Source organism: Poseidonibacter lekithochrous (genome assembly GCF_018861145.1).
In the GTDB taxonomy this organism is placed as follows: Bacteria; Campylobacterota; Campylobacteria; order Campylobacterales; family Arcobacteraceae; genus Poseidonibacter; species Poseidonibacter lekithochrous_A.
On record NZ_JAHKQT010000007.1, the window covers coordinates 22,128 to 45,109 of the forward strand.

The window sequence follows — 22,982 nt, forward strand, 5'->3', positions numbered from 1 at the left end:
AAAAAAGGTTATGAATATGCAAGTTGCTCCGTCAATATTATCAGCAGACTTTGGAAAATTAAATGAAGAAATTAAAGCTATTTGTGAAGGTGGTTGTGATTTAGTTCATGTTGATGTAATGGATGGTCATTTTGTTCCTAATATGACTATCGGTCCAGTTGTTGTAAATCCAGTTGCAAAAGTTGCAACAAAACCTTTAGATATTCACTTAATGGTTGAAGATAATACTTTTTTTGTAGATTTATTCGCACCTTGTAAACCAAAATATATATCTTTTCATATTGAAAGTGAAAAACATCCACATAGACTTATTCAAAAAATTAGAGGTTTAGGTATAAAACCTGCAATTGTTTTAAATCCTCATACTCCACCTGAAACAATTGAGTATTTATTAGAAGATTTAGATATGGTTTTATTAATGTCTGTAAATCCTGGTTTTGGTGGTCAAAAGTTTATTTCAAGTGTAGTTGAAAAAGCTACTAAATTAAAAGCTCTAATCAATAAAAGAAATCCAAATTGTCTTATTGAAGTAGATGGTGGAGTAAATGATAAAAATATCCATGAGCTTAAAAATGCAGGTGTTGATGTTGTTGTAGCTGGATCTTATGTATTTGGGAATAATGATTATTCAAAAGCTATTAAGAGTTTACAGGTTTAATTATGAAAGTTAAAATCTGCGGAATTACAAATTTAAATGATGCCTTAGATGCTATTGATGCAGGAGCAAATGCTTTAGGTTTTGTTTTTTATGATAAATCTCCTAGATATATTGAACCTTTCAAAGCTAGAGAAATTGTAGATAAATTACCTCCTTTTATCCATACCATAGGTTTATTTGTAAATGAGCCAAATACATTTATAAATCAAGTTTGTATAAATGCAAAAATGCAAACAGCTCAAATAATAGATGATGATGCTTTTACAGACTTTAAAACCTTAGATACTAGATATATAAAAGTAGTAAGAGCAAAAAACAAAGAAGATATAGAAAATATAAAAGATGAATATGTTTTAGTTGATGCATTTGTTGCAAGCTTTGGAGGTGAGGGGAAGAGACTTGCTTTAGAATGGTTTAAAGATATAGATTGTTCAAAAATGATTTTAGCAGGTGGCCTTACTTCTTCTAATCTAGGTGAATTATCAGGTTTTAACTTTTATGGTGTTGATGTAAGTTCTGGAGTGGAAGCGTCAAAGGGAAAAAAAGATAAACAAAAAATGATTGATTTTGTAAAAGCAGTAAATGAAATCTAAAAGAAGAATAATCATAAAACCCACTTTTAAAATATCAAATATAATTGATAAATTATTAAAAGAATCAATTAATTATGATGAATTACTTAATCTTCTTGAAAAAGCAAATGATACTTTCTTTGATAATCCTGAGCTTGAATTAGAACTTTTATTATCAAATGGCTTACCTATAGAGTTTGATAATAATAACAATATCTATTTAAAAACTAAAAAAGCTTCTATAGAAGAGCAATGTTTTTGTATTGTTGATATAGAAACAAATGGTTCTTCTATAAAAAAAGGTCATCAAATAATAGAAATTGGAGCAGTTAAGTATAAAAATGGCGAGATAATTGATAAGTTTGAATCTTTAGTATATGCAAAAGAAATTCCAAGTTATATTCAAGAGGTTACAAATATAAAACCTCTAATGTTAGAAGATGCTCCTATTTTAGAATCTGTTTTAAAAGAGTTTAAACTCTTTTTAGAAGATGATGTTTTTATTGCTCATGATATAAAGTTTGATTACAATTATATTTCAGATTCTTTAGAAAAATATGATTTAGGAAAACTAGAAAATAGAAAATTATGTAGTATTGATTTAGCAAAAAGAACTATTGATTCTCCTCGATATGGTTTAGGTTTTTTGAAAGAAGAGCTTAATATAAAAGTTGATAATCATCATCGTGCATATTATGATGCATTAGCAACTGCTCATGTTTTTACAGAATCTTTAAAAGTAATAGATAAAAATAAAATCTCAAATGTTGAAGAGCTTATATCTTTTTCTAAATCATCAAAAACAATAGCTTCTATAAAAGAAAAAAAAGAGAAAGAAAAAGAAAAGGAAGTTAAATAAATGTTTTGTCAAGAAAACTATATAAAAGCTTTAGAATACGCCGCTAATGCTCATGGGGAACAAAAAACACCTAAAGGATTACCTTATATGGTTCATGTTACTTCTGTTGCTATGGAAGTTATAAACGCCTGTGAAAATTCAAAGCTTGAAATTGAGAAATCTAATTTAGCAATTTCATGTGCTTTATTACATGATGTTATTGAAGATACTAATATTACTTATGATGAGTTATATGTAGACTTTAGTGAAGCTGTTGCAAATGGTGTTGAAGCACTTAGCAAAGATAAAAGTTTAAAATCAAAACAAGAACAAATGAAAAGAAGTATTGAAATGCTTTTAGAACAACCTTATGAAGTTCAAATGGTTAAATTAGCAGATAGAATTACAAATCTATCAATCCCCCCAGAACATTGGGATAATGATAAAAAGAAAACTTATCTAAAAGAGGCTAGTTTTATTCTTTCATGCTTAAAAAATTCAAATATATATTTATCACAAAGACTTGAAGAAAAAATTGAAGATTATAAAAAAAATATAGAATAGTTAGAGAATTATATATTTTGTAGTTTAAAATTTAGTATTTAAAAGTAGTCAAAAGACTACTTTTAAATTATGAAGCTTTATTATTAGAAGCTTCAGCTGCGTATTTAAGACCTAAGTCAAACGCTTTATTATTAATATCATGTACTTTTGCAGGTACTTTAGAAAGCATAGTAGTTCTAAGTACTTCATTATCAACAGTTTCACCTGTAAAATAATTCGCCATAGCTAATGCTAATACTGATTGAGTAATTACATTACCAATTTCTTCTTTTGCAATTGTAATGATTGGAATCTCAACAATATTCCATCTTTTTTTGTCTTCAGCTGTTGGAGTAACTAAATTTGGTTCAATAACAATTGTAGCACCATCTCTTACACCATTTTTGAATTGATCATATGAAACTTGAGCAACTGATAACATGAAATCAATTTCACCATCATTTGCATAAGGATATAAAATCTCTTCTTCAGCTAAAGTAATATCAACAACAGTTGGTCCACCTCTTACTTGAGATGTATATGTTGCAGTTTTTAAACCGAAACCACCAGCATTAATTTTTGCTGCTGCAAAAATAGAACCTGCTAGAAGAACACCTTGTCCACCAACACCTGTAAATCTCATTAATGTTTTACTCATGTTGTTTCTCCTTAGAATTGAATCATTGTATTAGTTCTATTAGCCTCTTTTACTTTTTCGTAAGACTCACAGTATTCTGGTGCATTTTCATCATGTTTTAAAATTCCTAATGGGAATTTTCCAACTTGTTCTTCTGCTTCTAATTTCTCAAACTTAGCTTTACCAACAGAAATAGATTTAATCCATTCTAAGTTAGCCATAGCTGTAGCCATTTTATTTTTTCTACCTAAGTTAACGTGACAGTTAGAGAATACTTCAATAAATGAGAATCCTGTATGTTGGAAACCTTTTACTAAAATTCTTTCTAATTTCTTAGGATCTAACATAGTTTCTCTTGCTACAAAAGATGCTCCTGCTGCTTCAACTAATTTACAAGCATCAAAAGTAGGGTCAATATTCCCTTTACTCATTGTAACTGTCCACATACCTTGAGGAGTAGTTGGAGAAGTTTGAGAGTTAGTTAATCCATAAATGAAGTTATTGATAATAATATAATTTAAATCAATATTTCTTCTTGATGCATGGATTGTATGGTTTCCACCAATAGCAAGACCATCACCATCTCCACCAACTACGATAACTTTCTTTTCTGGATTTGCTAATTTAATTCCAGTTGCATATGCTAAAGTTCTACCGTGAGTTGTGTGTACTGTATTACAGTTGATGTATGAAGAAAATCTTCCTGAACAACCAATACCAGAAACAACACAAACATCGTCCATGTTCCAACCAGTTTTTTCAATTGCTCTAATTACAGATTTTAAAATAACTCCATCACCACATCCCCAACACCATAGTGTTGGCATTTTGTCTGTTCTTAAATATTCATCATAATTAAATGCCATAATTACATTCCCTTCACTTTTTCAATAATTTCTAATGGAGATAATGGTCTACCATTAACTTTGTATAATCTATCAAAGTCATTTCTACCACTTACTCTTTGTACTTCATCAGAGAATTGACCCATATTTAACTCAGCAACTAATACTTTGTCAAATTTTTTCATCAATTCATTAATTCTATCAGCAGGACTTGGCCAAATTGTTATTGGTCTGAACATACCAACTTTGATACCTTCTTTTCTAAGTCTGTTAATAGCTTCAGTTACACCTAATGATACAGAACCATATGCAATAATCATGATATCAGCATCTTCTAACATATATTCTTCATTTAATTCAATTTCATCCATATGTGCATCAACTTTGTTGAATAATCTCTTCATTAATGCATCACATGTATCAGCATCTTCAGTTGGATGTCCTGTTGGTCCATGGTGTAAACCAGTGAAGTGGTATCTATATCCTTCAAACATTGGATTTAAAACAGCTGGTTGATCATCTTCACAACCATAAGGTTTATAATCTTTTTTATCACCTGTAAATTTCTTTCTTGAAATTTTACCTGCTTGAACTTCTTCTAAATCAGGGATACTAGCTTTTCCACTCATGTGACCAATTGTTTCATCTAATAAAACAAATACTGGTTGCATAAATCTGTCTGCTAAGTTAAATGCCCGTGCTACTTCAGTATAACATTCAGCTAAATTACCTGGTACTAAAGTGATTGACTTAACATCACCATGTGTAGGATTTTTAGCTTGTAATAAGTCACCTTGAGCAACTCTTGTAGGTAAACCAGTTGATGGACCACCTCTCATTACATTTATTACAACTAAAGGTACTTCTGAAATATATCCAACACCTAAGTTTTCTGCTTTTAAAGAAATTCCAGGTCCACTTGTTGCTGTTAATGATCTTTTTCCTGACATTGCTGCACCTAATGCTGCACAAATACCTGAAATTTCATCTTCCATTTGAATACATGCATCGCCTCTAGCTGGTAGTGCAGTTGATAAAATATGCATTACTTCACTTGATGGAGTAATAGGATATCCCGCAAAAAACTGAACGTCAGAGTCCAGTGCAGCTTTTGCTGCTAATTCGTTACCTGTTGATATTAATTCTCTTGACATTAATTTTCCTTACGCCTCTAATTCTCTATAATTATTTTTAACAATTGCTTCTTTTCTTTCTTTTGCTTCTTCTGATAATTTAGCAAATTTGAATTCTTTCTTATCTGCTACATATATTGCAAAGTCTGGACATGCTAATTCGCAATCCGTACAACCAATACAAGAATCAGGATTAGCAACTTTTATCATTGATCCTAATGTTGAATGAACTTCTTGTCTCATTACAAGTACACCAGCTGGACAAACAGATACACATTTATCACATGCTTTACATCTATCTTCATTTACCCAAACAGGTGTGTTTGCAGGAGCTTCCATATTAGACATAATTTCCCCTTAAATTTTTTATTTATCAATATTTGAATAAACTCAATTATTATGAGTGAATAATAACCTATAATACATCTAAAGAATGAGTAAAACTTTCATTTCATAAAGCTAATTTTTCTCTTGTTACATTTTGCTACACTGTAGCTATAAAGTGTATTTAAAGTGTCTTTAAAACTATGATTAAACTTAAAGATAATTATTAGTATTTAAGTAAAAGAATGTATTAACTTTATTGCTTAAAACATATATAGGGTAATCTTAGATACAATATTAAAAATATATAAAGGAAAATACTTGGTTTTATATCAACCAATGGATGGTTATTGTTATAATAGTGATACACATTTCTTATATAATTTCATCTTTTTAAATATGCAAAAATTTAAGAATGTAAGAGGTGAACTTTTAGATATTGGAAGTGGCAGTGGAATACTAGGTTTGCTAGTTTCTAGAGAATATCCTAACTTAAATTTGAATCAGTGTGAACTTCAAAAAACTTTTCAATTTTTTTCTTTAAAAAACTCAGAAACAAATAGTCAAAAAACGAATTTATACAAAGGTTCCTTTTTACGAACAGAATTTGAAAAAAAGTTTGATATGTGTATTTCAAATCCACCTTTTTATCATTCAAGTGTAATAAAAAGTGAAAATGAAAATCTTAAAATAGCAAGATACAATGATTCTTTGCCATTAGAAGATTTTATACGAAGAAGTGCTCAAGTGCTTAAAAACTCTGGGAAATTATTCTTCTGTTACGATGTGAAACAAATTAATGAAATACTATTGTTTTTAAATAAATACAAACTTAATTTAGAAGCTTTACAATTTGTTCATCCTAAAGATCAAAAGGATGCAACATTGATTTTAGTATATGCTAGAAAAGACTCAAAATCTTTAACAAAAATATTAAAACCATTATTTGTTTTTGATGGAGTAGAATTTACTGATGAAGTTAAAAAAATATATGAAAAATCTCAAACACATAGTATAAAGGTAGATATTGAGTAATTTAATTAAAAAAGAGGGCTTTGATTATGCCTTTGAAGCAAGTGCATGCGATACTTGCGCAGGCAACTGTTGTATTGGCGAAAGTGGTTATATATGGATTACAATTCAAGAAATTAATTTCTTAGCGAAACACTTAAATATTAGCCAAGAAGAGTTAAGAGAACAATATTTAAACAAAATAGGTTATAAATACAGTATAAAAGAGGTAAAATTAGCAGAAGATAATTTTGCATGTATGTTTTTTGATTTAGAAAAAAGACAATGCTCTGTTTATGAGGCTAGACCAACACAATGTCGTACTTTCCCTTTTTGGGATTATTTTAAAGAAAATGTAGAAGAGGTTTATAAAGAGTGTCCAGCTATAAGAACTATTTAGTTACAAGTGCTTTAGTATTTATATTAGCAGGTTGTAATAATAACTCACTAACAACACCAACAAATAAATCAACAATAAATAATGCACATTTTAAAAAGCAAGATGTAAAATACTTTAACTTAGAAAATGAATATATAATGTATGCATTAGAATATGAATCTCAACAAAAATTTGAATCTTCTCGTGAAATATATTTAAAACTTTTTGAAAATACAAATAATCATGAATATTTAGTAAACTATTTAAATTTATCTTTTATATTAAAAGATTATGAAAATGTAAAGAAATATGCAGTTTCAAATTTGATAGAAAATATAAAACAAGAAGAAATGATTTTAAAGCTTTATACTCTTTCATTATTAAAACTTAATGAAAAAGAAGAGACTATTATAAATGCAAAGAAATTAGTAAATAAATTCTATCATAAAAGTAATCACACTTTATTAGCTAGTATTTATTTAGATTTAAAAGAGTATAAATTAGCATTAAAAGAGTTTGAAAAAGCCTATGAAATTGATAAATCAATAGAAACTTTACAAACAATAACTAGTATTCAATACTATTATACAGAAGAAAAAGAAAAATCAAAGAGTACGATGCTTAATTATATAGAGAGAAATTCTTATCCTTTTACTTTATCTTTACAGCTTTTATCGTTTTATGAAAAAGACAAAGAAAAAGATAAAATTACACCTCTTTTAGAAACTATGTATTTTACATATAAAAAAACAAATAAAGAGCCAATACTTACAAAAACTCAAGATTTATTGATTAAATATTTGGCAAATGAAGATAAAGATAAAGCAATACTATTTTTAGAAAAAAATAATATTGAAAGTACTATCTTATTAGATTTATATAAGAATACAAATAAATTAACTAAAGCTAATTTATTATTAGATAAATTGTATAAAAAAACAAATAACTTGGACTACTTAGGGCAACAAGCAATTATAGAATTTGAAATGGCGAAAAATAAACAGATGGTTTTACCTAATGTTATTTCAAAATTTGATAAAGTATTAAAAAAAATTTCAAATCCAATTTATGAGAATTATTTAGCTTATATTTTAATTGATTATGATTTAGATATTAAAAGAGGATTATCTCTTGTTAAAAAGGCATTAATTTTAGAACCAGATAATCTAGCTTTTATTGATACTTTAGCATGGGGATTTTATAAAAATAAAGATTGTAAAAATGCATATATACAGATGAAAAAAGTTGTTGATAGTGTAGGATTAGATGATGATGAAATTAAATTACATTGGGAAAAAATTAAGGAGTGTACTAAGTGATATTAGATGAAATTATAGAAAGAACAAAAGCAGATTTAGAGATTAGACAAAAAGATATACCTTTAGATTTATTAGGAAGAACATTAGCTTCAAACCCTTTTGCTCCAAGAGATGTTAAAGCATTTTTAACAGCAACAAAAGAAGAGCCAATTAGAATAATTGCAGAAGTTAAGAAAGCTAGCCCTTCAAAAGGTATAATAAAAGAAAATTTTAATCCTATGGAAATTGCACAAGCTTATAGTAATAGTGGTGCAAATGCAATTTCAGTATTAACTGAACCTCATTATTTCCAAGGTAGTTTAGAGTATTTAACTGCAATTAGAAGATATGTACCAACTCCACTTTTAAGAAAAGATTTTATTGTTGATAAATATCAAATTGTTGAAGCTTTAGTTTATGGTGCAGATTTTATTTTACTTATTGCAAAAGCATTAGGTACCAAAGAGATGAAAGAATTATACGAGTATGCTTTACATTTAGGTTTAGAAGTTTTAGTTGAAATACATGATAAAGAAGATTTAACTAAAGCTATTAAATGTGGTGCAAGTATAATTGGAATTAATCATAGAAATCTTGATACATTTGAGATGGATATGGAATTATGTGATAAATTAATTCCAATGATTCCAAATGGAAAAATTATTGTTGCAGAATCTGGTGTTTCTAATGTAGATACTATACAAAGATTATCAGGAATTGGTGCTGATGCATTCTTAATTGGTGAGCATTTTATGAGACAAGTTTCAATAGAAGATGAAGTTAAGAAATTTAAAAACTCTTTGAACTAGGGGCTTGTAGCTATATTTTGTGTATAAAAATGAAGCTTATAATTTTTTATTAGAAAGCTTCTGATACACAATCTGATACACAAAATTTATTAATTATACTTTTACTTTTAAAGGTGTAATTTGAAAAAACTACCAAAGATTAGAATTAAATCAAATGGAACTTTTTATATTAAGTTTAGAGTAGGAACGATTCTTTATCCTTATTTTAAAAAAGAATTTATCACTAAATCATTTTCTAAAAAATCAAATCATTTTATAAATCTTGAAAGAGCATTAATTTTAAAAAAATATTTGGAGCTAGAAGAACTTGCAAAAAATAGTTTAATTGATAAAAAGTACATTGAACATTTAGTTGTAGATTTTAAGATTAATATTTTAAATCAAAAAATTGAAAATAAAAATCTAGATAACTGTAATATTACAATATTTAATGCTTATGAAAAGTTCAAAAGATTTTATAACTTAGAACAGATTAAAGAATCAACAAGAAAACAAACTTATGTAACTTTAGATTTATTTATAGAATTAATAGGTAAAAATAGATTAATAGAAGAAATAGAACTATATGATTTAATAGGAATAAAATCTAAGCTAGAAAAATTAGGAAATAGAAACTATAAGGAATATAAACATTTATCATTAAAAGATTATGTAAAAGTGAAAGATGTACCTATTGAAAAAAGAATAAATGATGGAAGTTTAAAAAGTCATATAAAACATATTAAAAAGTTTTTTACATTTTGTGTAAAAAATAGAATTATAAAATATAATCCATCAGATAACCTAACTGTAAAAGTTGATTTAGATAAAAAGGATGCATTTACTCAAGATGAGATAGATAAATTAATAACTATTATAAATGAATATCCTAATGAACTAAAATATCTTTTCTTAATAATCATTTATACAGGTATGAGAAGAAATGAAGTTTTTAATTCTACTATTAAGCAGTTTGAAGGGATTAGATATTTTGATATAAATGAATCTAAAACAAAAAGTGGAATAAGAAAAATTCCAATACATTCTAAAATAGATTTTATTTCTAATTATATGTTTGAAGGAGCAAAACAAATTACAAATTCAGTAAATTTTGGTGCAATATTTAACAAAAAGATTAAAACATTAGTTACAACAGATAAAAGAAAAACATTACATTCAATAAGACATTATGTTGCCACAAAGTTAAAAAGAACCTCAGCAAGTGATTCAATGATTAAAACAATATTAGGTCATAGTGAAAATGATACTTTAAATACCATTTATGCAAAAGAGGGTTATAGCTTAAAACAGATTAAAGAGGTGATAGAATATTTGTGAGAATTAAAAATTTAAGAAAAAGATCTGTATTTATAAATAATTTAGATAAATAATAATAATATAAATATTATTTGTAGTTTTTTACAATGATTAATGATTTTTAATAAAAAAAGGAAAAATATGGGTTTTTTTAGTAAATTATTTGGGAGAAATCAATCATCAAATAAAACTGAGAATGTAGTAGAGGATAAACAAGAAATAAAAGAGGTACTTTCATCAAACAGAACTAAAAATGATGAGAATATTATAGATGATGAACCTGAAGTAAAAACAGTACCGTTAGATACTATACTTGATGAAAAAATAGAATATTTATTAGAAAAAAAGAATGTTTTCTTTCAGGAAATCGAAACACTTGTAGAAGAAAAGAAAGAACTAACTATTGAAAATTGGAATATTTTTATTATAGATTTTTTTCAAAAGTGTAATGTAGCTGTTCCATTAAATAATATTGATGAAAGATTTGATTTTATTAATAAAGTTAATGAAAAAATTCATGAATATGCTATCAATAAAATTTTTGAAGAAATTAAAGTACAATTTTTAGAAGAAATAGATAAGCATATAAAGGTACTAGCAAAAAAATTTAATATATTAGTTTATCAAAATGATTATGGAGATTATCAATTTGATAATTGGTATAAGGAATTAGATTACTTTTATAGTAGATATTCTATAGATTTAAGTTTATTTGATGAAAGTAAATTGAATGAACTTTATAATGTTGCTACGGAAAAGGTTTTAAGATATTTAGAGCAAGAAGATTTAACTGATAAATTAGTTTTTGATGAAAATATGTCACCTACAGACTATGAATATTTTTGTGCTGATATATTAAAATCAAATGGTTTAGATGCAAGAGTGACAAAAGCTTCAGGAGACCAAGGTGCAGATGTAATTGTTTATGATAAAAATAATCTAGCAATTGTAGTTATTCAATGTAAGTTATACAGTAACCCAGTTGGAAATAAAGCTGTACAAGAAATATATAGTGCAAAACAACATTATGGAGCAAGTAGAGCTATTGTTGTAACTAATAATACTTTTACTAAATCAGCCCGACAATTAGCAAATAGTACAAAAGTAGAATTACTACATCATGAAGATTTATATGATTTAGTTGAGAAATTGCCTATTTCAACTAATACAAATCAAGTTGACAATTATTTTAATGAAGATTTTGTAGAATTGATGAAACCTATTTTAGAAGGTTTAGTTACTACAAATTATTTTATACTTGTGAATCATTATATTGAAAGTAATGATTATTCAATATTAAATAATTATTTTAAAAAGTTCTTTATCTCTATAAATGCTTCACATTTTGATAATAATGAGACAATAGAATCAATTGTCAACTCTAAACAATATAAAGATTTAGAGTTATTTTTTAAAATACAAATATTTCATAAGTTAGTGTTTATATTATTTGCTCCAATATTAAAATTATTTTATGACAAACTTAATGAAGAAAATACAAAGAGTAAAATTCATGAACTTATTAAAAGTAATATTTTAAAAGAATTAAAAAATGTTAATTTAATTAATGATATTGATGAAAAAATAAATGAGTCATTAAATATTTTATTTACTGATGAAAGTACTATTCTTTATGCAGTAATTAATTACATCCATTTTAATATATATACAAAAAATCCAGAGTTATTTTTAAAAGTAAAAAATTATTCAGATACGGAATGGAAAAATATATTAATATCAAAATCAAAAGAAATATTAAAAAATGAATTTTCATACTTAGATTTTCCAGATACAGATGATAATATTTTAATAATAAACTTTTCTCAATGGCATCAGTATTTAACAAGTGATGAAAAATCAAAATTGATAATTACAGAAGATGATTTACAGTAGAGTACATTTTAATATTTTGTAATTATAAACGACCGTTTAATATTGTCTTATTGTAAAGTTTATATAGTTGTTTTAAGCTTGACAAATTAGTAAAGTTTAGTTAAAATTACATATATAAACTTACAAAGGTTAGAAAATGAATAAAATTATAGGATATTGTAGAGTTTCAACAGATGTTCAAACAACAGAAAACCAAAGAAGAGAAATATTAGATTATGTTCATTCTAAAAATCTAACGATTGATGAGATTATTGAAGTAACTATTAGTTCAAGAAAAAATACAAAAGATAGAGAAATTGATAAAACATTATTAAAACTTGAAAGAGGAGATACTTTAATAGTAACTAAGCTTGATAGATTAGGAAGAAGTACAATAGAAGTTTTAAAAATCATTGAAGAACTAAAAGAGAAAGGTATTATCTTACAAATTATAAAAGATAGTATTGTTGTTGATGATAATAATACAAATCCTATTAATACAATGATGCTAACTTTACTTAGTGGTTTTGCTCAAATGGAAAGAGATTTTATAAGTGAAAGAACAAAATCAGCACTTGCACAAAGAAAAGCTCAAGGAGTAAAATTAGGAAGAAAAAAAGGTCAAATAGTAAAATCAAAATTTGATGAACATAAGGAGAAAATAGAAGAGTTATTATCTTATGGTGTACCTATTAGTAAAATTGTAAATCAAATAGGAATAGGAACAAGACAAAGTTTAACTACATATATAAACACACGAGGATTAAAGAAATAGGGGGGAGCTATGCCCCAAAGAGGTCTATTGTAAAAGGTTTTACTATTGAGTCTATAATTTTAAAAGCCTAAATACCTTTAAAAAACTCATTTATATCAACTTCTAAAACATCAGCAATTTTTACTAAATGTTCAATATTAAAATGTTTGTTTTTTATACAAAGCTCAGCCATAGAAACTGTACCAACTGCTTTATGACCAATTGCTAAAGATAAGGCTAATTGAGAAACACCCTTTTCTTTTCTAACTCTTTTGACATTTTGTCCAATAGTCTTATATATCTCTAACATTTTTTCTTTTGTGATTGAAGTGCTGTTATTTTCTAAGTTCATAAAACTACCTATAGTAAATTTAACTATAAGTGTATACTTAAGTGATAATTCTCTCAACTAACTATAGGCATATCTTTCTAATTAAGTAGTATTTGTGTAAAATGTAATAATTTATTATTTAAGGAATTTGATGAATAAGTGCATTTGTAGGGGTTGTAGAAAAATTTATGACTGTGATAAAGGTCTTAATGGCTATTGTGAAAGTTGTAAAAATATTAATGATAATGATTCATCAACATTAGAAGAAAAGAAAAATTTAATAAACAAAAATAATTTAAAACTCATTAAATGTAAGGATTGTGGAAAAGATATTTCAAAAAATGCACAAAGTTGTCCACATTGTGGAAATATTATTAAAAAATCAAGTTTATTAGATGGTGTGTTTAAGGCTGTATTAGTGATTATTATGTTTATAACAATTATTTCTATTTTTATAGTATATATAAAAGATGAAAATAAAGATACAACTTCTAAATATAATAATACATTATTAAAAGAAGAATATAAATCTTCAAGTTATAATGAAATAACTCCTCAAAGAAGATTATTATTCGCAACTGATTTTGCTGAAAAATTAGAAAAAATGGGAATAGAAATATATTTAGATGATTATGAAAAAGAGTATATTAGATTGAAATCTGCACTTTTTTATAATAAACAATTTAGAAATGAATTGTTAACAAATAGTTTTCTTTCAACATTAAGTGATTTAAAGTTTAAGAAACTAACTTTTGATACAGGAACAAAACAATACAACCATTATATAGATTAAAAATGAATGAAATGTCATATAAAGATGATTTAAGAAGAAAAGAAAATATTAATCAAACCTACAAGATTATAAATTCAACTAGAGAGTTAGATATTAGAACTAATAACCCTTATTTTGATGTTGAAGCACATTTTTATGATGTAGTAGATGAAAACAATAATTTGATTCAGTCATATGAAGTAGAAGTTACAACCAAAACTTCTACAGGAAGTGAAACAATAAAAATTAAAAAAATATAGAGAAAATAATAATAAAAAGGAATAAAATGTTTAGATTAATATCATTTATATTTATTATAATGTGTTCGTTTTTATATTCTGCTAGTGACAGAAGTAATGATAAACAATTATCATTTCTAGAGATATCACCTTCCATAACAAAAGCTAGAGGATGGTCTAAAAATCAATCATTAGGTAAATGGATTAGCAATGAGAATGTTATTTCAGATAGAAAAATAGATTTATATTCAAGAAACATGATTAGTCAAAATTTTAATTATATAAAAATGTCTAGTATAGAATACGATGAAAAAGTATATTATGTGCTTTTATTTAAAAAAGATGCTGGTGCATATGAGTATCCTACTATTCATGTTAATTGGATTACATTTAAAGAAACACATTATTTTATATTTAATGAAGAACAACTTAGCTATTTAAAGGAATATATTTCTAAACCTAGGAAAGAAAGCTATTCTATTACTATAAATAAATGTGGTTATATATCAAGTAGATTTAAATCTTTAGGAGGAGAACATGCTTATAATACTACTGTATTATTAAGTAATATAAACAACACAATAAATAATGTAAAAAATTACTGTAATCGTTCTGCAACAGAATTTTATTTAAAATCTTTGGTTGATAACAAAAAACATGTTATCAGATTTAGATTACCAATGATATCTAATTCATTTATATTAAGAAGTAAGGGTTATTTTGAATTACCATATAAAGATTTTAAGAAGATTATTAACTTTAAAAAAACAAATATTCTAAAAAAGAAAAAGCCTATAAAAAAGAAGAAATCTTTTTCTCTTGAGCTTGTTAAAAAAGAAAAAATAGAACAATGTTTAGAAAAGGGTGGAACATGGAAATTTACAATCAATGGAGATATTGAATGTTATTTTTAGAAAGTGACAATTCTCTCAACTAACTATAGGTATATTCGTGTAATTAAGTATTGTTTTTAATAAATGTAGTTATTTATTATTTAAAGGAAAATATTTTGTATATTATTATTTGGGTTGTTTTAGCATTTTTTGTAGGTTATTTAGCAAATAAAAAAGGTAGGTCATTTTTTGGTTATTTTATTTTAGCTTTAATATTATCTCCTTTAGTTGGTTTTATTATTTTGTTAGCTGTTGGTGAGGATGAAGATTCTTTGATTGCTCAAGGAAGATTCAAAAAATGTCCAAAATGTAAAGGTAAAAATGATATAGATGCGGAAGTTTGTAAACATTGTGGTAATAATCTAAAAAAATCAATTGTAGAACTTAAAGATAAAGATTCATTAATGTATATATTATACATTAGTAAAGATATTAATTTTAATTATATAAAAAACAAAATATTTGAATATTTTAATTCTCTAAACTTTACTAATGTAGTAAAAGATAAAGAAAAATTTTATCAAATTAGAAATGATAAAGCAAATGCATACATTTTATTAAAAGAAAAAGATGATAAATTATATTTAGAATTATTTAGAGTAAATGAACCAAACTTTATTAATAAAATTAAAAAAAATACTAAAATAGATAATTCCACTAAATCTGAATTAACTGAAAGAGAGATTGATTTGAGAGAAACAAATTCTGATAATAATGATAAAACAAAAAAACTAGTAGAACTAAAAGATATGTTAGAAAAAGATTTAATCACAAAAGATGAGTTTGATAAGTTGAAAAAAGAAATAATAGAAGGAAAATAATAATGTCAATATTTTGTGAATCATTATTAATTTAAAGGTTTATATTATATATAAATATTGAATGTAATCTTTTTAAGATAATAATAAATAACAAGAGTTATTCAGCAAAACTTAAGTCAAATTTAGATATAATAGTGCAAATTTACTGAAAAGGGTAAAAAATGGAAAATGTTATTGTTCAAGGAGTTTGTAAAAGAAGTAAGTAAAAACCTAACTTATACAAAATCTACTTAATTTAAAACTCTCTCAAAACAAATCATTTAAATTACAATGTTAAAATCAAGCAAACAAAGCTTTTAAATTGTCTTCGGGCAAGAGTTAGTTATGCTTAAATGTTATTGCAGTAATTGCAAGAATTATATATATCTAAAATAAGGAGGTGTTATATGTAAAAATATATTTTTACAAAAGAGTTAAGTTTTTGAAAGTATTTCTATAAAATCAAAAGAATGATACTATTATTCTTCTAAATTCTATCTTAACTTAATCTTTTTTAATGCTACTTGTACAGTAGAACGATTAAAACAATCAAAAAACTTTATCACTGTTAAATGGATATTTATAGGGCAAGAGTTAGTTATGCCTGAAAATATGAGTTGATTTGGTGCTTAATAGCAATATATATAATTAAAATAAAGGAAAATAAATAATGCAAGAAGAATCAATTATTAAAGAGTGTGATTACTTAGAAGATGATGGAAAAAAAAGAATGTTATTAAATAATACATTTATAAATCAAGAACCAGTATTTGTAGATAAATGTACCCATCCCCAAATAGAAGGAAGAAAAAGATATTTTTTTTGTGAACCAAATAAACATGAATGGTGCCCTTTTTTTGGCTTAATAAATGAAGATAGAGATTAAATTCTCTATCGACTAACAAAAAGGAGATTATAAAATGAACATAAGATTAAATTTAACAAAAAGAGGTGCAAATTTTCAGTATGAGATATTAAGAGATTTACTCAAAGGATATACAGTATCAAATGGGTATGAAATGAATTATTTTGTAAGTAGTTTATCAAAAGAGATAAGTAAGCTTAGAAAATATGGTTTGATTATTACAGGTGCAAAAGAAACTTTTATTTATAAAAGAGAGTATATATATAAACTTTCACAAGAAAGTATTGAAAAAGCAAAAGAACTTTTATATGAAGGTGAACTTACAAATAAACTTTCTAATATATTAGAGGATTTATTAAGAACTAAAAAAAGAGTTTTTGCAGAATATTCAAATCCATACAATTGTAAAAATGTTTTAGCAGTTATTAGAAGATTGAAAGAAAAGGGGTTAAAATTTAAAAGAGAATGGGTACAAAATGAAACTAATAATAGAAAACATATAGAGATAAATCTTGTTTTTACTGAGGAAAATAAGTTACTTGCAAAACAATTATTAGAACAGTTTAAAAAATAGCTATTTAAAGCTACTTATATAAGGCTAAAAAGCAAAGTAATACTAAATAGGTATATTATTATGGATTTAGGTTTTAAAGCTTTTTAGTCTTATAAATATTGCTATATAAAAAAATGCAAAAAAAAATAACACTTAAATAGACTATTAAAGGGATTTATATAATATATAAGCTTATAAGTATTGAGATTATAGTAAGAGAGGAGGGGAAAGGAATGAAAGAGAGAGAATTAAAGAATGGATATGTAATAAAGATGATGCATGAACACTATCCAATGATGCAGAGGTTACTAAGAATGGGGGTTGATGCTAAAGGAGTTAGTTATCAGAGGTATCTGGATAGAGCAAAAGGATTGAGAGGTTTTTTGTTTTTTTTAGATTATGTATTGACTCATAGAATTGAGTTTAAGTATTGTGATTTTAGTATGTCACAAAAATGGATAAGAGATAATTTTCAATATGGTGAATTTTTTAAACTATTTCTAGAAATAAACTTCTCCATTTCAAATCATAATAGTAAGGATAGAATACCTAAAAAATATAATTTTTGGGATACATTTAAAAATGCATTATATGAAATTGTTCAAATGGTATATGAAAAAAATAAAGAAAAAGAACTTTATTCAATTTATGATATAAGTGAAATTAAGAAAATTAATGAATATTATTCTTTGCCTTTTTCTAAATCTATTTTATATGATAAAGATATGTTTGAATATGTTAATGAATTATTTAATGAGGAAAATAATGTTGTAAATTCTTCTATAAAACTTTTAAATAAAAAACCTTTTGCAAATGTAGGTAACTTAAATCTAAATTTTACTCAGAAAAAAGATGTTTGTTATTTATATGGCTTAACAAAGAGAGAATATGATGATTTATCAAAAGCTAGTGGAAAAGATTTTTATACCTTTGATTTTCAAAAAAGTAGAGTAAAAATAAAGCAAAAGCAAAACAAGAGTGATTTAAAAAATCATATAAATACAAAAGTAATATTAAATAATAAAGCTATCAATGAAACTATAAAAGAGTATAGAACTGATACTGAGAATTTTATATATATATTCTCATTTTTTAACTTATTAAGGCATTATGAAAAGGGAACTAATCATATAGTTTATAATCAAAAAAAATTTAGGTTATATTCTACTAATGAATTAAACTTTGGAATTAATTTTCAATCAATACCTTCAAGATTTAGAAGTGTTATATTTAAAGACCAATATGATTATGATATAAATGCAGGTGCTCCAACCTTACTTTATCAATATTTACAAAAAAAGTTACCAAATGAAGGTATTAAACTAAAGTATTTAGAAAGTTATATTGAAAATAGAAAAGTATTAAGAATGAAATGTGCTGAGGTTTTAGTTGAAAAATTTGGAAAATCTAACATAGAATATCAAAAAGGTGTTAAGCAGATAATTACTGCGATGTTTTATGGTTCAAATTTAACCTACTCAGCTAAAGATGATAAGTATGAACTAAAATATGATAAGAGAAAATATTTACTTGAAAATCTAAAAGAATTTAAAGGTTTATATGATGATGCAAAAAAACTTTTTAAATATTTTACAAAGTATATTAAAAGCTTAAAGATAATTGATGAAAAATATGAACTTGAAGAAGAGATTTATATTGACAAATATGAGTTAAATGACGGTAAAAAAGAGGAGAAAAAGATTAACTCAATAGTTTGTGAGATTTATTTTTATTTAGAAAGCAAAATCTTACTTCTAATGTATGAAAGATATAAAGAAGATATAAGTTTATTGATTCATGATGGTTTTATTTGTAGAAAAGATATTGAAGTAAGTGAACTAGAAAAACTTGTAAAAGAAAATTTTGATTATGATGTAAAATACTCGAAAGATAAGCTATAGTTGATACACAATTTGATACACAATTAAGTCTAATTTAAGTTTAGTATTAGATTATATTTGATATTATTTTTCTAGATAATTAATAAATTTAGAGAGGGGTAAAACCCTTGTAAAGCCCGTAATTCCAATGATTCCAAATGGAAAAATTATTGTTGCAGAATCTGGTGTTTCTAATGTAGATACTATACAAAGATTATCAGGAATTGGTGCTGATGCATTCTTAATTGGTGAGCATTTTATGAGACAAGTTTCAATAGAAGATGAAGTTAAGAAATTTAAAAACGCTCTTAATTAATATTTTAAAATATAAATAAACCTTTTTGGTTTATTTATTACTAGCAATATTTGGATTGTTCAATTATAAATTTTTAGTTATAGTAATTTAATATTAAACTAAAGGATCTATTTTGATTTATGAAAATAAAGATTTATGTAAAATACGAACTATTACCACTTTTCTAACTTTAACAGATGATAAAACAACTTGGGAAAAAGAACTTCTTGATGCATGTAACTTCTGTGAAGTTTTGAGCGAAAAGTTTAATAAAGAAAATTATCAAGTTCAATCTATACGAATTGTAACAAATGCCTTTGGTGAATATCTCGATACTTCAAGTTTACAAACTGCGAAAAAAGACTTATCTTTTATTTCTAATATTTTAGATAAAAGTACTACAAGTTTACGTATCAGATTTGCTATTGGTGAAGCAAAAACTTTTCATGAAATTTCATTACTTCCTGAACTAATTTTATCTTTTGGAGATTTAGCAAATACTTGTGTAAATGTTAGTATTGATGAAAATGAGATCTTAGATAATGAACTAATTAAAGAATCAGTAAAAGCTGTAAAAAAAATATCACTAATAACTCCTAGAGGTGAGGGTAACTTTAACTTTACTGTTAATTTTAACTGTAAACCATTTATCCCGTATTTCCCAGCTTCTTATCATAAATCAAATTTAGAAAATGCATTTGTTTTAGGTTTAGAAACACCTGATTTATTAGTAGAAGTTTTAAAAGATTTTAATCAAAAGAATCCTAATTTATCACATAATATGGCATTAGCTTCTTACTCTTCTATTTTAAAAGAAGCTTTATCTCATCATTGTAAAAATATAAAAAATATTTTAGATAATTTTGAAAATAAATCTTCTTTTATTTTTAAAGGAATAGACTCCTCAGCCGCTCCTTCAAAAAATTGTTCATCAATGGTTGAAGTTTATAAGCAAATGGGATTAGATAGCTTTGGAAGGTCAGGAACTGTTGAAATATCATCACTTTTAACAAAAGTATTTAAAAGTGTAAAAGAGTTACCTCTAGTAGGTTTTTCTGGTCTGATGCTTGCAGTTGTTGAAGATGAAGGTCTTGCAAAGGGTACAATTGATAAAGATTTTGATGTAAGAACACTTTTAACAAATAGTGCAATTTGTGGAATTGGATTAGATACTGTTCCTATTGAAGGTGATACTCCTGCTTTAAAAATTGAGCAGATTATGAGAGATACAGGAACTATGGCTTTTAGATTAAATAAGCCTTTAACTGTTAGATTATTTCCAGTACCTTCTTTAAAAGAGGGTGATATTACAAAATTTGAAAGTGATGATTTATGTAATAGTGCAGTTTTATCACTGCCATAATTAAATAAAAAGGATAAATAAATGCCACTAATAAACGTAAAAATGACACATGAAGATGGAGGTGCTACTAAAGAGCAAAAAGAAGCCTTAAGCAAAGGTATAACTGAATTATTTGCTAGTATCTTTGATGGTCGAGGTGCTAATTCTGCTGTTGTAATAATTGAAGAGATAAATATGGATAATTATGCAATAGGTGGAAAAACTGTAAGTCAAATAAGAGAAGAAGCTAAATAAGCTTTTTCTCTTTAAATTTAATTCTTAGTCTTTAAATAAAGTAGAACCAACTCTAATCATATTTGAACCGCATGCAATTGCAAGTTCATAATCAGAACTCATTCCCATAGAACAATATTTTGCTCCTAAGGGAACTACTTCATCGTAGATTTTTTTAGTTGTTTTAAATGAATCTTTTATAACTTTTTCATCTTGAACATGTGCTCCAATACTCATAACACCTTTTAATCTTAGATTTGGACAAGTATCAATAATTTGTTTATAAATTTCAACTGCTACTTCTGGCATTACACCTGATTTTGTATCTTCTTTTGCAGAGTTTACTTGAAGTAAAATACTAAGTTTTTTATTTTTAACTTGTAATTTTTTATCTAACTCTTGTGCTAATTCTAAAGAATCAATTGATTGAACAAGTGTTGGATTTAAATCAATTAAGTTATTAATTTTATTTTTTTGTAATGTTCCTACAAAGTGCCATTCTAAAGGTAAATCAATTAAGTCTTCGATTTTTATTTTTAAATCTTGTACCTTATTCTCTCCAAAAGCTCTTTGACCAACATTATAAAGCTCTTCAACTTCTTTTGAAGTTGAATATTTACTAATACCAATAATCTTAACAATATGATGCTCAGATATTTTAAGTCTTGCACCTTCAACTCTAGTTATAACATCATCTAAATTTCTTGTTGCAGTTAATTTATTCATTTTATCTCTTTATATATTTATTATTTTAGAAAAATTCTATTTATATCGTTGTAAATTCCAAGTAACATTAAAGACCCTAGTATTACCCATCCTGTTATTGTAAGTATCATAAATACTTTATCACTTGGTTTTCTTCTTGTAATCATTTCATATATATTAAACATAATATGTCCACCATCAAGTGCTGGAATTGGAAGAAGATTTAATACTCCAAGGTTTACTGAAATTAACGCTGTAATTGTAAGTAATGCAATAATACTAGATTCACTCGCATCAGATATTACTTTACCAATAGTAATTACTCCACCAACTTCACTACTTGGAATTATTCCTTGAATTAGTTTTTGAACACCTTGAAAAATCATTGTAGAAGAATAAATAGTTTTTTCATATGCATAGACTAATGATTCGCTAAGTGATAAATCTAGTTGTATAACTTTCCCTGATGGAGAAATACCAATCATTCTTTTTTTAATTTTTTCTTTAAACATATTCTGTGAATCTGAAATGTAAGGATTAATTGTTTTTGCAATAAGCTTATCATCTCTTTTAATATAGAATTTTAAAGCTCCTTTTGAATTCACAATAATTTTTCCAATATCATCCCAAGATTTAATCTCTTCATTGTTAATTCTAACGATTAAATCATCTTTTTGAATTCCTGCATGAAAAGCAGGAGAGTCTTTTTGTACAGTTCCAATTTGAGCTGCAAAGGTACTAGCACCCATAATCGCAATTGAAAAGTAAAGAATAGCTGCTAATAAAAAGTTAGCAAAGGGACCTGCAAAAAGTATTACAATTCTTTGCCAAGGTTTTTTTGTATTATATGAATCATCACCAACTTCTACAAGTGCAGGATTTGAATCATCTTGACCTTTCATTTTTACATAACCACCAAGTGGTATTAATGAAAGTTGCCAAGTTGTACCTCTCCATTCTTTTGCAAATACTTGTTTTCCAAAACCAATTGAAAAAACATGAACCTTTACACCAAAAAAACGAGCTGCAATAAAATGCCCTAACTCATGGAAAAATACTAAGAAAGAAAGAACAAGTAAAAATGTTATAGTACCCAAGAAAAAC

The 22,982-nt window shown here is 25.6% G+C and carries 27 protein-coding genes and 1 pseudogene; 21 read left to right on the forward strand and 7 right to left on the reverse strand.

From position 1 onward, the window contains the following. Window positions 1–16: 16 nt before the first annotated feature. The 4 genes from rpe to KO488_RS03300 are packed head-to-tail and all read left to right on the forward strand — an operon-like array spanning window position 17 to window position 2,632. Window positions 17–658, forward strand: a complete 642-nt coding sequence (rpe, locus tag KO488_RS03285) for a ribulose-phosphate 3-epimerase (protein WP_216057367.1) — start codon at window positions 17–19, stop codon at window positions 656–658. Window positions 659–660: 2 nt separating this feature from the next. Further along, window positions 661–1,251, forward strand: coding sequence for a phosphoribosylanthranilate isomerase (locus KO488_RS03290; protein WP_216057368.1), 591 nt, complete (start codon window positions 661–663; stop codon window positions 1,249–1,251). Beyond that, complete coding sequence (locus KO488_RS03295; RefSeq protein ID WP_216057369.1) at window positions 1,241–2,089, forward strand: 3'-5' exonuclease; 849 nt, start codon at window positions 1,241–1,243, stop codon at window positions 2,087–2,089. Before KO488_RS03290 ends, KO488_RS03295 begins: the two co-directional genes overlap by 11 nt. After that, window positions 2,090–2,632, forward strand: coding sequence for an HD domain-containing protein (locus KO488_RS03300; RefSeq protein ID WP_216057370.1), 543 nt, complete (start codon window positions 2,090–2,092; stop codon window positions 2,630–2,632). It abuts the gene before it with no gap. A 67-nt stretch (window positions 2,633–2,699) separates the two neighbouring features. Here the strand turns inward: KO488_RS03300 and KO488_RS03305 are convergent, their stop codons facing one another. Genes KO488_RS03305 through KO488_RS03320 form a run of 4 tightly spaced genes read right to left on the reverse strand, consistent with a single transcriptional unit; the run spans window position 2,700 to window position 5,574 of the window. Next, a complete protein-coding gene (locus tag KO488_RS03305; protein ID WP_216057371.1) occupies window positions 2,700–3,269 on the reverse strand; it encodes a 2-oxoacid:acceptor oxidoreductase family protein in 570 nt (189 codons plus the stop codon). 11 nt (window positions 3,270–3,280) lie between these two features. Continuing rightward, window positions 3,281–4,114 carry a 2-oxoglutarate ferredoxin oxidoreductase subunit beta gene (locus KO488_RS03310; RefSeq protein WP_216057372.1) on the reverse strand — a complete coding sequence of 278 codons (834 nt, stop codon included), beginning with the start codon at window positions 4,112–4,114 and terminating at the stop codon, window positions 3,281–3,283. A 2-nt stretch (window positions 4,115–4,116) separates the two neighbouring features. Continuing rightward, window positions 4,117–5,247 (reverse strand): 2-oxoglutarate synthase subunit alpha, encoded by a 1,131-nt coding sequence (locus KO488_RS03315; RefSeq protein ID WP_216057373.1) that lies wholly within the window; start codon window positions 5,245–5,247, stop codon window positions 4,117–4,119. Between the two features lie 9 nt (window positions 5,248–5,256). Next, on the reverse strand, window positions 5,257–5,574 hold the full coding sequence (locus KO488_RS03320) for a 4Fe-4S dicluster domain-containing protein (protein ID WP_216057374.1): 318 nt from the start codon (window positions 5,572–5,574) through the stop codon (window positions 5,257–5,259). Between the two features lie 297 nt (window positions 5,575–5,871). Between KO488_RS03320 and KO488_RS03325 the strand changes: the two genes are divergently transcribed. From KO488_RS03325 to KO488_RS03355, 7 genes are all read left to right on the forward strand, one after another. Then, entirely contained in the window at window positions 5,872–6,585 is a 714-nt protein-coding gene (locus KO488_RS03325) for a tRNA1(Val) (adenine(37)-N6)-methyltransferase (protein WP_216057375.1), read from the forward strand. After that, complete coding sequence (locus KO488_RS03330) at window positions 6,578–6,961, forward strand: YkgJ family cysteine cluster protein (RefSeq protein ID WP_216057376.1); 384 nt, start codon at window positions 6,578–6,580, stop codon at window positions 6,959–6,961. Before KO488_RS03325 ends, KO488_RS03330 begins: the two co-directional genes overlap by 8 nt. Further along, complete coding sequence (locus KO488_RS03335) at window positions 6,937–8,259, forward strand: hypothetical protein (RefSeq protein WP_216057377.1); 1,323 nt, start codon at window positions 6,937–6,939, stop codon at window positions 8,257–8,259. Before KO488_RS03330 ends, KO488_RS03335 begins: the two co-directional genes overlap by 25 nt. Beyond that, entirely contained in the window at window positions 8,256–9,047 is a 792-nt protein-coding gene (gene trpC, locus KO488_RS03340; RefSeq protein WP_216057378.1) for an indole-3-glycerol phosphate synthase TrpC, read from the forward strand. Before KO488_RS03335 ends, trpC begins: the two co-directional genes overlap by 4 nt. A gap of 120 nt (window positions 9,048–9,167) precedes the next feature. Beyond that, window positions 9,168–10,364 carry a tyrosine-type recombinase/integrase gene (locus KO488_RS03345; RefSeq protein ID WP_216057379.1) on the forward strand — a complete coding sequence of 399 codons (1,197 nt, stop codon included), beginning with the start codon at window positions 9,168–9,170 and terminating at the stop codon, window positions 10,362–10,364. 120 nt (window positions 10,365–10,484) lie between these two features. After that, window positions 10,485–12,236 carry a restriction endonuclease gene (locus KO488_RS03350; protein WP_216057380.1) on the forward strand — a complete coding sequence of 584 codons (1,752 nt, stop codon included), beginning with the start codon at window positions 10,485–10,487 and terminating at the stop codon, window positions 12,234–12,236. Between the two features lie 136 nt (window positions 12,237–12,372). Then, complete coding sequence (locus KO488_RS03355) at window positions 12,373–12,990, forward strand: recombinase family protein (protein WP_216057381.1); 618 nt, start codon at window positions 12,373–12,375, stop codon at window positions 12,988–12,990. 67 nt (window positions 12,991–13,057) lie between these two features. Here KO488_RS03355 and KO488_RS03360 read toward each other — a convergent pair whose 3' ends face one another. Next, window positions 13,058–13,321, reverse strand: coding sequence for a helix-turn-helix domain-containing protein (locus tag KO488_RS03360; RefSeq protein ID WP_216057382.1), 264 nt, complete (start codon window positions 13,319–13,321; stop codon window positions 13,058–13,060). A 130-nt stretch (window positions 13,322–13,451) separates the two neighbouring features. Between KO488_RS03360 and KO488_RS03365 the strand changes: the two genes are divergently transcribed. The 10 genes and pseudogenes from KO488_RS03365 to KO488_RS03410 all read left to right on the forward strand — a co-directional run bounded on the left by KO488_RS03365 (window position 13,452) and on the right by KO488_RS03410 (window position 21,194). Further along, window positions 13,452–14,093 carry a zinc-ribbon domain-containing protein gene (locus tag KO488_RS03365; RefSeq protein WP_216057383.1) on the forward strand — a complete coding sequence of 214 codons (642 nt, stop codon included), beginning with the start codon at window positions 13,452–13,454 and terminating at the stop codon, window positions 14,091–14,093. A 2-nt stretch (window positions 14,094–14,095) separates the two neighbouring features. Further along, entirely contained in the window at window positions 14,096–14,332 is a 237-nt protein-coding gene (locus KO488_RS03370; protein WP_216057384.1) for a hypothetical protein, read from the forward strand. A 26-nt stretch (window positions 14,333–14,358) separates the two neighbouring features. Beyond that, the gene (locus KO488_RS03375; protein WP_216057385.1) at window positions 14,359–15,225 is read left to right on the forward strand and encodes a hypothetical protein; all 867 of its coding nucleotides are present in this window, start codon (window positions 14,359–14,361) and stop codon (window positions 15,223–15,225) included. A 95-nt stretch (window positions 15,226–15,320) separates the two neighbouring features. Beyond that, complete coding sequence (locus KO488_RS03380; RefSeq protein WP_216057386.1) at window positions 15,321–16,025, forward strand: zinc ribbon domain-containing protein; 705 nt, start codon at window positions 15,321–15,323, stop codon at window positions 16,023–16,025. A 649-nt stretch (window positions 16,026–16,674) separates the two neighbouring features. Further along, the gene (locus tag KO488_RS03385) at window positions 16,675–16,890 is read left to right on the forward strand and encodes a hypothetical protein (protein ID WP_216057387.1); all 216 of its coding nucleotides are present in this window, start codon (window positions 16,675–16,677) and stop codon (window positions 16,888–16,890) included. 34 nt (window positions 16,891–16,924) lie between these two features. After that, window positions 16,925–17,443, forward strand: coding sequence for a hypothetical protein (locus tag KO488_RS03390; RefSeq protein WP_216057388.1), 519 nt, complete (start codon window positions 16,925–16,927; stop codon window positions 17,441–17,443). Window positions 17,444–17,655: 212 nt separating this feature from the next. Then, window positions 17,656–19,323 (forward strand): hypothetical protein, encoded by a 1,668-nt coding sequence (locus tag KO488_RS03395; protein WP_216057389.1) that lies wholly within the window; start codon window positions 17,656–17,658, stop codon window positions 19,321–19,323. A gap of 121 nt (window positions 19,324–19,444) precedes the next feature. Further along, a pseudogene (locus KO488_RS03400) lies at window positions 19,445–19,618 on the forward strand (indole-3-glycerol-phosphate synthase TrpC); the annotation flags it as partial. Between the two features lie 112 nt (window positions 19,619–19,730). Beyond that, complete coding sequence (locus tag KO488_RS03405; protein ID WP_228318994.1) at window positions 19,731–20,960, forward strand: DUF711 family protein; 1,230 nt, start codon at window positions 19,731–19,733, stop codon at window positions 20,958–20,960. Between the two features lie 21 nt (window positions 20,961–20,981). Beyond that, the gene (locus KO488_RS03410) at window positions 20,982–21,194 is read left to right on the forward strand and encodes a tautomerase family protein (protein WP_216057391.1); all 213 of its coding nucleotides are present in this window, start codon (window positions 20,982–20,984) and stop codon (window positions 21,192–21,194) included. Between the two features lie 24 nt (window positions 21,195–21,218). Here the strand turns inward: KO488_RS03410 and KO488_RS03415 are convergent, their stop codons facing one another. Further along, window positions 21,219–21,899, reverse strand: coding sequence for a YggS family pyridoxal phosphate-dependent enzyme (locus tag KO488_RS03415; RefSeq protein ID WP_216057392.1), 681 nt, complete (start codon window positions 21,897–21,899; stop codon window positions 21,219–21,221). Window positions 21,900–21,919: 20 nt separating this feature from the next. Continuing rightward, entirely contained in the window at window positions 21,920–22,975 is a 1,056-nt protein-coding gene (gene rseP, locus KO488_RS03420) for an RIP metalloprotease RseP (protein ID WP_216057393.1), read from the reverse strand. Between the last annotated feature and the right edge of the window lie 7 nt (window positions 22,976–22,982).

What these genes read in the sequence shown, in the direction of transcription:
- KO488_RS03300 (WP_216057370.1), top strand. Translation starts at nt 2,090, where the DNA reads ATGTTTTGTCAAGAAAACTATATAAAAGCTTTAGAATACGCCGCTAAT.
- KO488_RS03290 (WP_216057368.1), top strand. Translation starts at nt 661, where the DNA reads ATGAAAGTTAAAATCTGCGGAATTACAAATTTAAATGATGCCTTAGAT.
- KO488_RS03410 (WP_216057391.1), top strand. Translation starts at nt 20,982, where the DNA reads ATGCCACTAATAAACGTAAAAATGACACATGAAGATGGAGGTGCTACT.
- KO488_RS03350 (WP_216057380.1), top strand. Translation starts at nt 10,485, where the DNA reads ATGGGTTTTTTTAGTAAATTATTTGGGAGAAATCAATCATCAAATAAA.
- KO488_RS03375 (WP_216057385.1), top strand. Translation starts at nt 14,359, where the DNA reads ATGTTTAGATTAATATCATTTATATTTATTATAATGTGTTCGTTTTTA.
- KO488_RS03320 (WP_216057374.1), bottom strand. Translation starts at nt 5,574, where the DNA reads ATGTCTAATATGGAAGCTCCTGCAAACACACCTGTTTGGGTAAATGAA.
- KO488_RS03305 (WP_216057371.1), bottom strand. Translation starts at nt 3,269, where the DNA reads ATGAGTAAAACATTAATGAGATTTACAGGTGTTGGTGGACAAGGTGTT.
- KO488_RS03415 (WP_216057392.1), bottom strand. Translation starts at nt 21,899, where the DNA reads ATGAATAAATTAACTGCAACAAGAAATTTAGATGATGTTATAACTAGA.
- KO488_RS03390 (WP_216057388.1), top strand. Translation starts at nt 16,925, where the DNA reads ATGAACATAAGATTAAATTTAACAAAAAGAGGTGCAAATTTTCAGTAT.
- KO488_RS03310 (WP_216057372.1), bottom strand. Translation starts at nt 4,114, where the DNA reads ATGGCATTTAATTATGATGAATATTTAAGAACAGACAAAATGCCAACA.
- KO488_RS03385 (WP_216057387.1), top strand. Translation starts at nt 16,675, where the DNA reads ATGCAAGAAGAATCAATTATTAAAGAGTGTGATTACTTAGAAGATGAT.
- KO488_RS03395 (WP_216057389.1), top strand. Translation starts at nt 17,656, where the DNA reads ATGAAAGAGAGAGAATTAAAGAATGGATATGTAATAAAGATGATGCAT.
- KO488_RS03370 (WP_216057384.1), top strand. Translation starts at nt 14,096, where the DNA reads ATGAATGAAATGTCATATAAAGATGATTTAAGAAGAAAAGAAAATATT.
- KO488_RS03365 (WP_216057383.1), top strand. Translation starts at nt 13,452, where the DNA reads ATGAATAAGTGCATTTGTAGGGGTTGTAGAAAAATTTATGACTGTGAT.
- KO488_RS03360 (WP_216057382.1), bottom strand. Translation starts at nt 13,321, where the DNA reads ATGAACTTAGAAAATAACAGCACTTCAATCACAAAAGAAAAAATGTTA.
- KO488_RS03315 (WP_216057373.1), bottom strand. Translation starts at nt 5,247, where the DNA reads ATGTCAAGAGAATTAATATCAACAGGTAACGAATTAGCAGCAAAAGCT.
- KO488_RS03355 (WP_216057381.1), top strand. Translation starts at nt 12,373, where the DNA reads ATGAATAAAATTATAGGATATTGTAGAGTTTCAACAGATGTTCAAACA.
- KO488_RS03295 (WP_216057369.1), top strand. Translation starts at nt 1,241, where the DNA reads ATGAAATCTAAAAGAAGAATAATCATAAAACCCACTTTTAAAATATCA.
- rpe (WP_216057367.1), top strand. Translation starts at nt 17, where the DNA reads ATGCAAGTTGCTCCGTCAATATTATCAGCAGACTTTGGAAAATTAAAT.